The organism is Psychrobacter sp. BI730 (assembly GCF_013414195.1).
Lineage (GTDB): Bacteria > Pseudomonadota > Gammaproteobacteria > Pseudomonadales > Moraxellaceae > Psychrobacter.
On record NZ_JAATTV010000001.1, the window covers coordinates 215,094 to 228,382 of the forward strand.

13 protein-coding genes are annotated in these 13,289 nt (G+C 43.9%); 2 read left to right on the forward strand and 11 right to left on the reverse strand.

Annotation, left to right across the window (positions count from 1 at the left end; all coding sequences use genetic code 11):
- Positions 1 to 10 precede the first annotated feature (10 nt).
- From purF to HCZ91_RS00875, 11 genes are all read right to left on the reverse strand, one after another.
- Complete coding sequence (purF, locus tag HCZ91_RS00825; RefSeq protein ID WP_101205374.1) at positions 11 to 1,546, reverse strand: amidophosphoribosyltransferase; 1,536 nt, start codon at positions 1,544 to 1,546, stop codon at positions 11 to 13.
- A gap of 236 nt (positions 1,547 to 1,782) precedes the next feature.
- Positions 1,783 to 2,280: a CvpA family protein gene (locus HCZ91_RS00830; protein WP_179797381.1), complete on the reverse strand. Its 498-nt coding sequence runs from the start codon at positions 2,278 to 2,280 to the stop codon at positions 1,783 to 1,785.
- Between the two features lie 30 nt (positions 2,281 to 2,310).
- Positions 2,311 to 3,345, reverse strand: a complete 1,035-nt coding sequence (locus HCZ91_RS00835; RefSeq protein ID WP_179797383.1) for a quinone-dependent dihydroorotate dehydrogenase — start codon at positions 3,343 to 3,345, stop codon at positions 2,311 to 2,313.
- Between the two features lie 214 nt (positions 3,346 to 3,559).
- Positions 3,560 to 3,961: a hypothetical protein gene (locus HCZ91_RS00840; RefSeq protein ID WP_227526596.1), complete on the reverse strand. Its 402-nt coding sequence runs from the start codon at positions 3,959 to 3,961 to the stop codon at positions 3,560 to 3,562.
- 202 nt (positions 3,962 to 4,163) lie between these two features.
- The gene (gspM, locus tag HCZ91_RS00845; protein WP_179797385.1) at positions 4,164 to 4,733 is read right to left on the reverse strand and encodes a type II secretion system protein GspM; all 570 of its coding nucleotides are present in this window, start codon (positions 4,731 to 4,733) and stop codon (positions 4,164 to 4,166) included.
- A gap of 32 nt (positions 4,734 to 4,765) precedes the next feature.
- Positions 4,766 to 6,037: a type II secretion system protein GspL gene (gene gspL / locus HCZ91_RS00850; RefSeq protein ID WP_179797387.1), complete on the reverse strand. Its 1,272-nt coding sequence runs from the start codon at positions 6,035 to 6,037 to the stop codon at positions 4,766 to 4,768.
- Positions 6,038 to 6,225: 188 nt separating this feature from the next.
- Complete coding sequence (locus tag HCZ91_RS00855) at positions 6,226 to 6,684, reverse strand: histidine phosphatase family protein (RefSeq protein WP_179797389.1); 459 nt, start codon at positions 6,682 to 6,684, stop codon at positions 6,226 to 6,228.
- A gap of 57 nt (positions 6,685 to 6,741) precedes the next feature.
- Positions 6,742 to 8,034 (reverse strand): NAD(P)H-dependent glycerol-3-phosphate dehydrogenase, encoded by a 1,293-nt coding sequence (locus HCZ91_RS00860; RefSeq protein WP_179797391.1) that lies wholly within the window; start codon positions 8,032 to 8,034, stop codon positions 6,742 to 6,744.
- Positions 8,035 to 8,160: 126 nt separating this feature from the next.
- Positions 8,161 to 8,790 (reverse strand): nitroreductase, encoded by a 630-nt coding sequence (locus tag HCZ91_RS00865; RefSeq protein ID WP_346342168.1) that lies wholly within the window; start codon positions 8,788 to 8,790, stop codon positions 8,161 to 8,163.
- Positions 8,791 to 8,941: 151 nt separating this feature from the next.
- Complete coding sequence (zapE, locus tag HCZ91_RS00870; RefSeq protein WP_179797393.1) at positions 8,942 to 10,042, reverse strand: cell division protein ZapE; 1,101 nt, start codon at positions 10,040 to 10,042, stop codon at positions 8,942 to 8,944.
- Between the two features lie 133 nt (positions 10,043 to 10,175).
- Positions 10,176 to 10,835 (reverse strand): alpha/beta fold hydrolase, encoded by a 660-nt coding sequence (locus HCZ91_RS00875; RefSeq protein WP_179797395.1) that lies wholly within the window; start codon positions 10,833 to 10,835, stop codon positions 10,176 to 10,178.
- 302 nt (positions 10,836 to 11,137) lie between these two features.
- On the opposite strand from HCZ91_RS00875, the gene HCZ91_RS00880 reads away from it, so the two are divergent.
- Both HCZ91_RS00880 and xseA read left to right on the forward strand, forming a co-directional pair.
- The gene (locus tag HCZ91_RS00880; RefSeq protein WP_102090963.1) at positions 11,138 to 11,506 is read left to right on the forward strand and encodes a hypothetical protein; all 369 of its coding nucleotides are present in this window, start codon (positions 11,138 to 11,140) and stop codon (positions 11,504 to 11,506) included.
- Positions 11,507 to 11,732: 226 nt separating this feature from the next.
- On the forward strand, positions 11,733 to 13,265 hold the full coding sequence (gene xseA, locus HCZ91_RS00885) for an exodeoxyribonuclease VII large subunit (RefSeq protein ID WP_179797397.1): 1,533 nt from the start codon (positions 11,733 to 11,735) through the stop codon (positions 13,263 to 13,265).
- Positions 13,266 to 13,289 lie beyond the last annotated feature (24 nt).

Consider the following 13,289-nt stretch of genomic DNA (forward strand, 5'->3'; position numbering starts at 1 on the left):
TTAGTACGACTTAAAGCTCTTCTACGCCCATCATATCAACTGGGGTATCAGCCACTATTTGTACGCCTTTTTTACCAGTCTTGGCAGTATCGTTACGCTGCTCTTGCAGGTGATCAAGATACGCTTCATTGATCTGACCAGTGATGTAACAGCCGTTAAATACCGCACAATCAAAACCTTCCACTCGGCTATGTTTGGTATCTTTTACCGCATCGATCAAATCATCCAAATCTTGGAAAATCAAACGATCAGCGCCGATGATATCACGTACTTCTTCGACACTATTGCCTGAGGCAATAAGCTCGCTACGTACTGGCATATCAATGCCGTATACGTTTGGAAATTTCACTGGTGGCGCAGCACTGGCAAAAAACACCTTGTTAGCACCAGCATCTCGTGCCATTTGAATGATTTCATGACAAGTCGTACCACGAACGATAGAATCATCAACCAACAGTACATTTTTGCCTTTGAACTCTAGCGGCACAGCGCTTAGTTTCTGGCGAACTGATTTTTTGCGCTGCTGCTGACCTGGCATAATAAACGTACGACCGATGTAGCGGTTTTTCATAAACCCTTCACGGTACTTGACGTTCATTTTTAGCGCTAGCTCCATCGCTGAAGTACGCGACGTATCTGGAATTGGAATGACCACGTCGATATCGTGATCCTCACCCCATTCCGCAAGGATTTTATCTGCCAGTTTTTCACCCATGCGTAGGCGTGATTTATAAACTGAGATATTGTCCATAATTGAATCTGGACGAGCAAAGTAAACATACTCAAAGATACAAGGCGTGTATTCTTTTTGCTCGACGCACTGATGCGTATGCAGTTTATGGTTCAAATCAATGAAAATTGCTTCGCCTGGTTTTACATCACGAACGATAGTAAAGCCAGAACCTGTCAATGCAACTGATTCAGAAGCAACCATATACTCAGTGCCGCCATTCGGTGCCATACGCTTACCAAAGATAAGTGGACGGATACCATTTGGATCACGGAATGCAAGTAAGCCATGACCAGTGATCAGAGCTACAACGCCATAAGCGCCTTCACAGCGCTTATAGACAGCTTTTACTGCTTCAAAGATATCATCAGCCGTTGGATGTGTTTTGCCTAAATTCTGCATCTCATGTGCTAGTACGTTTAACAGTACTTCAGAATCTGAGTCAGTATTAAGGTGGCGACGATCTTCGATATACAAAGATTTGGCCAAACTCTCAGCATTGGTCAAGTTACCGTTATGCGCAAGGGTAATACCATATGGTGAGTTGACATAAAATGGCTGCGCTTCAGCGCTGCTAGAAGTACCAGCTGTCGGGTAACGAACGTGACCGATACCAAACTTACCAACCAGTTTCATCATATGACGATTCATAAATACGTCACGTACCATGCCATTTTCTTTACGTAGATAGAGTCGCCCATCTTGCAAAGTGACAATACCTGCTGCATCTTGCCCGCGATGCTGTAGCATCGTCAAACCGTCATAAAGAATCTGATTGACTGGTTCGTGAGCTGCAACTCCAATGACTCCACACATAATAGCTATATCCTATTTTGACTCATACATTAGTACGACAATAACGGCAAAATTAACGACAGTATATTGCTAAAATCATTCACTGTCGCACGCCGCTAACCTGATGATATTGTAAGAAACTTAACGAGATTTTTCGATAACCTATGTTTGATTATCAGTGACACGTGCAAAAATTTAGAAGTATAAAAAGAAGTAAAATAATAGACAGTCAGATAAAATAATAGGCAATTAAACAATTACGACTGATTGACCTGATCCCAAGCCATGCCTAATATATCTGATACCAACGCCTTGCCCATCGGTGCATATGGCATTAGCTCTGGCGCTAGTACGGAGGTTTGCCACTGCGGCATCTGCACTAGCAATGGCGCACTGACGCTCAATACAACCAAGACCATTAGTACGTTTTTGGCAGCACCCAGTACGCCGCCTGCCATTTTGTCCAAGACGCCCAAACGTAAGGTTTTGAGCACGCCTGAGAATACAAACGCTATCAGATGCATGATTGCCAATATGGCAATCACTACCAATAAAAAGGCCATTGCCATCTGTAACACAGGGTTTTGCACGATACCCGTTAATTGGGGCGACACTATTCCTGCCAGCCTAGTAGCAGCGATAAGGGCGATAAACCAACCTACCAAGCCTATTGCTGTTTTAATCAGTCCTACTTGAAAGCCGCGCCATAAGCCAATCAAGACAACGATAGCAATCACAATATCTAAACCACTCATGCTTTACGCCTTATTACCTTATTTAGTGGATTAACTTTCCATGGCATCGTAATAGCCACCGATTGCCTGAATGCAAGACTGCACTAGCCCAGGACCACGATAAATAAGCCCCGTATAGAGCTGTACCATGTCTGCGCCTGCTTCGATTTTTTTGACGGCTTTGGCACCACTATCGATACCACCCACGCCTATCAAAGCGACTTTACCATCTAACTGATCAGAGAACTGTTGCAAAATCTGAGTACTAATATGACTCACAGGACGACCAGATAAGCCGCCCATTTGGTCGCCATCACGCAAGTCTTCGACACCTACACGGCTTAGTGTTGTATTGGTCGCAATCAAACCATCAATTTCAAAGTCTATTAATTGCTGCGAGATATAGTCAACTTGTAATGGCTCTAAATCTGGAGCAACTTTAAGCACTAATGGGACATAAAAACCATATTCAGTAGCCAACTGACTGTGACGGTTTTTAATCGTATCCATCAGCTGAGTCAGCGCTTCACCACTTTGCAAATCACGTAAATTTTTGGTGTTTGGCGATGAGATGTTGACCGTAATGTATGAGGCATGCGGATACACACGCTCTAAGCAATACACATAATCATCGGCGGCTTGCTCTACCGGCGTAGCGGCATTTTTGCCAATATTGATACCGATATTGCCTTTGTATTTGCAGCGTTTGACATTGTCGATCAGATAATCAACGCCTTCATTGTTAAAGCCCATACGATTGATAATCGCGTCTGCTTGCTTGATTCTAAACAGTCTTGGCTTGTCGTTGCCTACTTGCGGTCTTGGCGTGACGGTTCCTACTTCTATAAAACCAAATCCTAACTCAGCCAGCGCATCAATATAATCGCCGTTTTTGTCCATGCCTGCTGCCAGACCGACTGGGTTAGAAAACTGCAAACCCATACAATCTGTTGGTTGCATTGACTGACCATACGCCAAGCCTAAAACACGCGCTTTATGCGCTTTATCCAATAAAGATAGCGTCATCTCATGGGCGTGTTCGGGATCCATATTAAACAAAAAAGGACGAAGTAAGGCATAAGACATAGTGATGGCAGACCCTGCTTGGAAGAAATAGTGAATAAAAAATGCGAATGAAATCGGGCGCAGCGATTATATCAGCTTAACAGAAATAAGAGCAAAGTTTCAGTCGCTAAATTTCTACATTTAAGCAGTAACCAATGCTGATGAGTCTCTGCTAAATAACGATAAGCTGCCGCTTTCTAAGCTAAAGACATAGCACAAAGGTACTCTTAAACATCTACGGTACTGGACGTCCATCAGTCAACGCAATCCAACCACGTATAATGCGATATAAATGCCAGATAAAGGTAAAAGTCATAATGAGCAAACCAAGACCAGCCAATAATATTGAACCAATAGCGATATTGCCACTATCCGCCAGTACGCTAACGCCAAAGCCACCTAGCGCAAAGGTAATCAAAATAATGCCAATGACGAACCAGACGATACTGTACCAAAAGGTCTTGATTTGCCAATCGAAATGCGTGGCTAACCATGACCCATTAGCATCATGGCGCTTAGCATAGTTCATGACAATCGGCACAATCCACAATAGACCAGCGGTAAAGTAGCTGATCACATATAAGAAATAAGTGATGTGGTTATAAGTAATTAAAGAACGGCGCTTATCGTTGCTCATACTGTCCCGCATTATGTGAGGTTTTCCTTACTGGTAATATTTTTATTCAATAGTCATATGGTTAACTATTTAATGGAGCCGGATAAATGGCTTTTCAATGATACCAACGATAAAGCAGTATTCTGCTGTCGAGGTTTGAGTGTCGAATACTAGACACACAGTGTTATAAGTATCTAAAATTGCTATCACAGTCTGACGCGTTTTAAGAAGTAACCGTTGCTTGTACCTGAATAGATTTATTGGTCAGATCTTGCTGCATAGATAGCTGTGTAAATTGCCAACCTTGCTGTTCAAGCTTACCCAGTGCAGTGCTGACAACCGCTTGACTAGGATGCGTAAAGCTCAGTTGCACTGCATCACCAGTCGCAACCACCTGAGCATCTGCTATACCTGAGTTATTGAGCAGCGCATTGATACGACTAGCGGGTGGCATATCAGACTCTCCAGTAGCGTTATTCCCAGTATTCAATGCACTACTATCAATATTACCTGCTTGAGCACGCAACCAAAAATAATCCGCCACTTGCTCCTGATAGTCACTCTTACTATCGCTCGCTGCTTGATGAACGCTATAGCCACCATAGCCGCCAATAAACAACAGTAGAAATACGGACAATATAGCTAATGCTAGCTGATCACGGGGAGGTAATGCTTGCCAGCGCGTCGTGAGTACATTTTGATAATTATTCATACGCTCTGACAATACATGAGCCTTAGTACTGGTTGCAGAGACAGCTGCATTACGTTTGGTACGGCGTTGTAATCGTTTCATGTTTTGACCTTTATTACCAATACCTTGATGAGTTACGACGCTGCCGCATTGCTTGCCATGTCGCTGTTTTCTACAATATTATTTTCTACCACATTGACGGTGACTTGACCACTAAACTGACCTTGCTCATTACTATTCACTTGCGCAAGTTTGGCATTTAAGCCTTGTGCTACTAGTGTACTCGTAAATTTATCAAGACTACCGCGATCTGGAGCAATCAAGGTAAAACTGAGCGCTGATGGTTGCATTACCAGTGACTGCGCATGCAATGAGGACTGTTTAATCAGCGGTGATATGCGTGACAGTGCCGCCATATGCGATGCAGGCGCTTGGCTATCACTACGCAGTTTTGGTTGCAGCTGTACTTGCAGTTTGGTGCGCGTACTCAGTGGCTCATCGGCGAACCAAGATTGATACTGTGCCGCAATTGCAGTCTTGGTTGCTGCGGTCGCTTCATTATACTTGTACCACTGCACACCATCGGTTGCCATTTGCAGTACTAACGCTGATAGCGCAACCATCATCGCCACCCGTAGGTATGGTGATAATTGTGAGTCAGTAGATTTCATAAAGAAATTAAGCGCGTGACGTTCGGGACTGTCAATTGGCTTAGGTACTGTAGGTAGGATCGTCAGTAGCAGCTGATGATCAGCGATCAGCGCTTTAGTTTGCGCTACTAAATCCATGGACGATGATGAATCTAGTGAGTCGACCGATGCGTCAATAGCTGCCTCAATAGACGGCTGTACCATTACCTCACTCAAATGCGGGAAACGCTCAAACATTAACGGCAAATAGCTGACGGCCATACCCTGACGCAATGATTGGCGCAGCAGCATAGTCTGCGAATCTTGATAAAGGATTACTTGTTGACCTGCGCCCTCTTCTGGCGGTGGCAATAATAAAAAATCTGGCAGTAACGCTACTATATTCATACCGGCTAGCTGCGCGCTTTGTTGCCAGGACTCAATGTCGTTTTGTACCAGTGCGTACAGTTGCGTCGTATCAACATGGCTCAATTGACGGATGTTCAATTGCTCAATAGGCGTTAATGACGTTTCTTCAAATAAGTACTGCTTGCCACTATTACCAAGCTGTTTAAGCTGAGCAGCATTAAGCGCTGTGTCCACGTGCAATGCATGACTTGAGGGAAAATATAGACAAAGCGTCTTTTGGCTATTGGACTTATAGTTACCATAGATTGTTTGCAGCTGTTGCCAACCATCAACCATTTGCCATTGCTGTACATCTTCGTGCCAGACAGCTAGCGGGCTATGCTGCGCTCGTAACCAAACATGTAACACTAAACGTGTCCTCAATTATTGCTGCGGTTATCAAAATATCGTTAAGGTTTATGCAGTTTTTGAAAGAGCTGGACGATTTTATACGATTAATAATTGGCATGCTTCTCGCAAATGCCACTTCAGATCCGTTATATTCAATCAACTATGCTCTAGCAAGTTACATATAAACAAAATATTAGAAATCTAGTCTAGTAAGGCTGGTCAGGAACAAAACGATCAACTTCCGTTGCCATGCCAGTCATCACAAATTCCATATCAAACACTCTGGCTTCCGCTAGAGAGAACGATTCTGGATAATCGCCTGTCAGCAATCCCGCGATATAGGCGACGATAGACATATGACAAACAACGACCAAGCACTCAGCTTCAATATTGGCAATGTCTATCAGAGCTTGGCGAGCATCATCCGAGGGCGTGATATTGTCTTGCACAGATGAGGCGGCTTGCGGTGCTCGTGACTGGAACGCACACAAAGTCTGCTGCGCTCTCGTATAAGGGCTAACCACAAAACGATCTGGGCTATAGTGAGTGGTCACATACTCTGCCGTTTGTGCTGCTTGATGCTGACCAAAGTCCGTCAGCTGACGCGCGCTATCTGGACGTGTTTCGTCTTCTGCTTGACCATGACGTACTAATATAATTTTCATAACCTTCCTTGGAGCGCTAAGTTCGACTCTCTTGATACTGATTTTTAATGGTATGTCTTACTTATCAGCATCACCGTCTTTGCTTTTGGTATTGCTACCAGAGGTTTTCATATGAGCGGTAAGCGCAGCATTGCTATGATCATGCGCCATGACAAACTCAACATCGCTACGGAATCCTGCTTCCATTAGATGCAATGCAACGCCTAGAGCAGCTTTGTCTTCATAAATGACCGCATAGAGCGCATGAGTAATTGGCATATAGATACCCGCTTTGGTCGCTTTTTCATGTACTTGCTGAATGGTATTTACCCCTTCAGCAGTTTGGCCAAGCTTTTTGACCGCAGCATCAATACTCATACCGCGTCCAAGCATATTACCGATACGATAGTTACGACTTAGCTCTGAGCTACAAGTGGCGTATAAGTCGCCTACCCCTGACAAGCCCAAGAAAGTGAGCGGATTGGCGCCTTCTTCAACACCAAAACGACTCATTTCTGCCAAAGCACGAGTAAGAATCATTGCCTTAGTATTCTCACCTACTTTGTAAGCTGCCGCCATACCCATGGCAATTGCGTAGATGTTTTTTAGCGCGCCGCCAAGCTCGACGCCGCGTATATCATCACTAGCAAATACTCTAAAGAAGGCACTGTGTAATGCTGCTTGTACGGCATGACGTAATGGTTCCGACTCACTTGCGATAACCGTAGCAGATGGCATATTTTTCATGATTTCGATAGCAAGGTTCGGCCCTGACATGACGCCAAAGTTCACTTCTGGCAACACTTCTTTGATGATATCGCTCATCATCGCAAAGGTGTCTTTTTCCATACCTTTAGTCAACGACACAATAGACTGACCACTGATAAAAGGCGCGATGTTTTTTAGCGTTTCGCGAAAGGCCAAACCTGGCACAGCGATAAAAATAATGTCTTTATCTTTGACGCTTGCCGCCAAATCATGACTGTATTTCAATCGATCATCAAGCTTGTAGCCTGGTAGATACTTCTTATTGGTTTGTGTTTTTGCCATCGCTTTTACGGTGCGCTTATTACGTACCCACAGCGTGGTATCACAGCCATTACGTGCGGCTAAATTTGCCATTGCCGTACCAAAGCTACCACCACCTAAAAACGCCAAACGCAGCTTGGTAGGGTTGCTATGAATCTCTGCCATGTCTTTTGCCACAGCTGATTCAACAGAGCTAGGGTTTGACTTTTTACGGCCGAGACCTGACTTGGTTGCTCGCTCAAAAATACCTGCAAGCATACCGTTCTGCTTTTCAGACGACTCTTTGTCCGTCTCATTCTTAGCACTGGTTTTGTCTTTATTACTATTGTTAGGACTTGTCATGTTCTTTTATCCGTGTTGACTGACGTATTATCAATTGAATCTATCGTGCTCAGCGACTGGCCTTATTATCTTTGAATTACAACTTTATGAAATTATAATCTTATTAATAGACAGTACTGAGCTACATTACGACTCGAAGCGAACTAGCGGTTCGATATCAATAGGTTTGCGTTTGGACTCATCCTTGGGACTTGTGCCAGTATAAACAAAAGCGGTCACATAATCATCTTCGCCTACACCGAAATACGCTTTTACTGCAGGCTCATTACACAGCAGCCCAGTGCGCCAAACGGTACTAAACCCTTGAGCTTTTAATGCCAAAATTAGGTTTTGTACAGCAGCACCCGCACTGAGCATCTGCTCAAAAGGTGGCACTTTTTTGTGCTCTTGCATTTGAGTCACAGCCGTTATGATTAGCGGCGCTCGCAGCGGCATATTTTGAGTTTTAGTGATGGTCTTTTCAGACAACTCTTCGCCATCTTGTAGCGCTTTTGCTTGGGCAGCTTCGAGCAAGGCACGGCCTAACTCATGGCGCGCCTCACCTTGCGTCACGATGAAGCGCCAAGGACGCAATTTTTTATGATCTGGCGCAGTTGCCGCACATTCAATGGCAGATTCAATCTGCGCACGCGTCGGTGCTGGCTCATCTAGATTGCCCATGCTGCGTCTTGAATTTATCCAACCTATCAGCTCATCACTGGTAGATGAGATATCATTCGCTACTACGTTCTTCACAGGCAGTTTTTTGCCTTCTATTTCTTGGCTTTCATTATCTGATATAGTCACTGTTTTATCCTTATTTATTATTATCTATCACTACTTATTATTTATAATATCATTTTCTTATTTTTTAACAGCTATAGAGCAATTGAGAGCTACACATAGGCAGTCTCAATTCAGCGATAAACTACGCAACATCTTCGACTCGGTGGTCCATGCGTAGATAGTCCTCTGACTGCATCTCAAGCAGGCGTGAACGAGTACGTTCAATCTCAAACGCCAATTTTTCTCCTTGATACAAATCTAGAATCGGCTGCTCTGCCCGTACCAATAATTTCACACGGCGATCATAAAATTCATCGACGAGATAAATGAAACGGCGCGTTGGATCACGCAAGTCGTCATCTAGTGCTGGCACAGAGTCAACTAAAACGGTGCTAAAGCGTTTGGCAAGCTCAATAAAATCAGCGGCTGAACGCGGTGCCATACAGAGATGACGGAAGTCACAGAATAAGATATCTTCGGTACAAGCGTTGATTTTTACTTCTCGTCCATTGATAGTAATGGGCTCTTTACTAATTTTCTGATTATTCGACAAGCTCGCAAAACGGTTGGCTAACCAATGGTAGTTCGCCTTAGTAAGCGGTGCTTCGTATAACTCAGCTTGTTGCAATACGCGCAGACGATAATCAATTCCCGAGTCAATATTCATTACCCTCGTATGACGCTCAACTTCCGCAATGGCAGGCATAAAACGGTCACGATGTAAGCCATCTTTATATAGTCCAGCTGGCTCAATGTTTGAAGTGGCAACCAAAGTAATACCGCGATTGAACAGCATAGTGAACAAATCACCCAATATCATGGCATCAGAGACATTAGAAACAAAAAACTCATCAAAACAGATGATAACCGCTTCTTTATAAATAATATCGGCGACTTTTTCGAGTGGATCGCTCTCACCTTGTAGTTTGTTAAGCTCTCTATGGACACGCTGCATAAAATGATGAAAATGCAGACGCATCTTGCGCTCGATGGTCAACGAGTCATAAAACATGTCCATCATCCACGTTTTACCGCGGCCAACACCGCCCCACATATAAAGACCCGTTGGCGCGACTGGCTTGGATTTCAAAAAGCCAAAAAAACCTTTCTTTTGCGGTGCGCTATTGATGAGCTGATGGTATATCTCATCAAGATAGCTCATGGCCTGAAATTGCTGCTCATCCCGAGTAAACTCATCTGTACTGACGGCTTTCTCGTAACGTTGCAATGGAGATAAACTCATAATACGACTCATCGTTGAATTAAATAAATATCAAAATAATAGGGCAATTTAGCATAATGCTGGTGCTACCAAGCAAGCCATGCTAAACCATATCAAAACGAAAACTATGAAGCTGAGTTAGCTATGAATAAACTTAGCTGTCCTGCCCAAAGCTATGCTTGTCTAATAGACCTTTGAGCTCTGATAAGCGACCATGAAAGAAATGACCTGCGCCATCAACCACGCTGACTTCAATGCCTAATCGGTCTGCAAATGCCTGCATATTATCAGGTTCAATCACCTCATCCGCATTACCATAAATCTCAAAAGTTCTATCCGCAGGCAAATTAATATCAGTACTGTCATTTTTTTCGACTGATGGTGCGATAAGGGCGATTTTCGTTACTTCAAAGTCACCCAGTCCCCATATATGTGAGGCTTCAAGCACTTGCTCAGCCACTCGTGCAGTAACATAGCCACCAAAAGAAAAACCACCCAGCCATAGCTTTCGAGCATTGGTTTGTTCAGCAATCCATTGTAGCACGGTCATTGCATCGACCACTTCACCTTCCGCATAATCATGCTCGCCTGTCGATTGGCCAACGCCGCGAAAGTTAAAGCGCACCACATGCATACCATTATCACGGGCAAAGCGATACATGGTGGTGACCACCTTGTTATTCATCGTACCATCAAACAACGGATTAGGATGACACAGCAGCGCCACCATGTCTGTATTTGGATCATTAGGATTGTCATTTTGCCACAGTGCGTCAACCTCGAGCACGCCAGCAGGAGCAGGAATTAATTGCATAGTATTACTTATTAATAAAAAATGAATGGCTCAATTATCCTAGATACAATTTATATTTCAAGTGATTTGCTGTGTACGGATGCGACTTGTTTTATTTTTGGTCAATAAAGGTTGTCTGTAGTTTTGCAATATTGCTGTTCTTAAGATATTAAACTGGTTTATATCTAGGGCAAGGTTCATCGGCAATATACCCGTAATACAGCACACAATAACTGTCTAGACAGGTAATATCTAAATAAGCTACATTCATAAAGCTTTGCCTATAGCTAAGACGTTCTGCTTATATAAATCAGGAATTATTTATGAATACTTTTAATAAAACTGCCAGTTTGACGGCAACGTTAGTGGCTGCACTTGCTTTGAGCGCCTGTCAAAGTACACCTTCTTCACCCGTGATTCAGCGTGCCAATTCTATCTATGAGACAACAGGTATCGCTGACACCAAAGTCAAGGCACAACAAAATGCGATCGATAGTGCTCAAAAAACTTGTCGAAGCAAGCAAGTAATTATCGTGGATGACAACGTAAAATATAATGGTATTTTAAACGAACGTACTGGCCGTATGGTTGGCCAAGTAGGAGCTGTCGTTGGCTCGATATTTGGCACGGGTACACCAGATTTGTCACGTAGCGATGATTACGAATACACCATTAACTTCCGTTGCCAATAAAAATAACTACCTGCAGATAGAACCAGACTAACAATCCAATCGCTAACATTAAGTGACATACAATTCTTCTCTGATTAAACAGCCAACAAACTGCGATATAGATAATATATCAATCAAAGCTTGTTGGCTCCGCTTTTTGTGCTCTCCTTTTTAAGTTAAACTACCCGCTACGTATTCAGCACATCCTCGTCAGTCTTTATATTTTCATTATCTTTGGTCTAATATTATGCGCAAACCCAATCTTTCAAATATTAAACAGGCCAAAGTATTAGCACCTGCCAAAGATTTGGCCACTCTAGAAGCGGAACTCGCTGAGCAGGAAGACCATCTAGAGGATACGGTCTTACGCCTAAGTGATTATTTGTCAGCGGTTGAGATGGTCATCAAACAAACTTTTGACCACCGTGTCTGGGTAAAAGCTGAAATCCGCAATCTGTCGAGTAAAGGTGGTCATTACTACTTTGAACTGGCAGAAAAAGATGACGATGGCAAAGTGGTCGCCAGCTGCCGTGGTAATCTATGGCGCTTTAAAGCTGCTCGTGTATTAGCTAAGTTTGAACGTGCGACTGGCATGCCGCTCGAGCGTGATTTGACCGTACTCCTCAAAGTATCGGCAGGGTTCCATGCCCAGTACGGCTTTTCAATCACCATTGAAGATATCGATCCCAGCTATACGCTAGGCGACTTAGCACGGCAATATGCAGAAATGGTTGACCGCCTAACAGGTGAAGGGCTATTACATCTTAATCAACAGCTACCTGCTCCTTTTGATATCGAGCATGTACTGGTCATCGCTCCTGAAAAGGCAGCCGGACTGGGTGATTTTCAAGCAGATGCGGATCGCTTAGCCAGTACAGGTGCGTGTCACTTCCACTACCATAATGCGACTTTTCAGGGTAATCATGCGCCTGCTGAAATCCGTCAAGCCATCGTTAATGCCCAGCAGCAGTTTTACGATACTTATCAGCGTTTACCAGATTTATTAGTGATTATTCGTGGCGGCGGTGCGGTTGGTGATTTGGCTTATCTCAATGATTATGAGTTGGCAGCTCTGGTTGCTGAGCAGCCTATTCCTGTCTGGGTGGGCATCGGTCATGAGCGTGACAAAGTCATCTTAGATGAAGTGGCGCATATCAGCTTTGACACACCCTCAAAGGTGATTGCTGCTATCCATAACCACTTGGCCCAGCTCGTCACTCAGACGCTACAATATCAAGCGCAAATCAAGCAAGCGGCTCAGCGCCAATTGAATACTTCTGAGCAACAAACCGCACGCCAGTTAAGCCAAATGCAGTCGCAAACGATTGGGCAACTGACCGCTCTACGAAAAGACAGTGATTATGCGTGGCGCAGTATTCAACAAAGTGCCCAGCGCCAAGTAAAGCAAGCAATCAGACTGACAGCTGAGCGATACACACAAACGAAAACCTTGGCGCATCAACAGCTCGCAAAAGCCGCTACCAATAGCAAAAGTTATCAAGAGTCAATCATGCAGAACGCGCAGCAGCAAATTGTGCAAGCACAGCGCGATAGCGAACATCTACGTGACATCGTGCTATTACATCGCCCCTCTCGCGTGCTCAAGCAGGGCTATACCATGCTCACGGATGCTCAAAACAAGCAAATACTCACTAGTAGTACCCAACTGTATCCTGAGCAAACCGTCAATATTATTTTAAAAGATGGCAATGCAAAAGCACAGATTATCGATGTCAATATGGATAAAGAAGCGACGAAAAACTCAGACACTCTAAATTAACCAAATAATAATATCTACAGATTA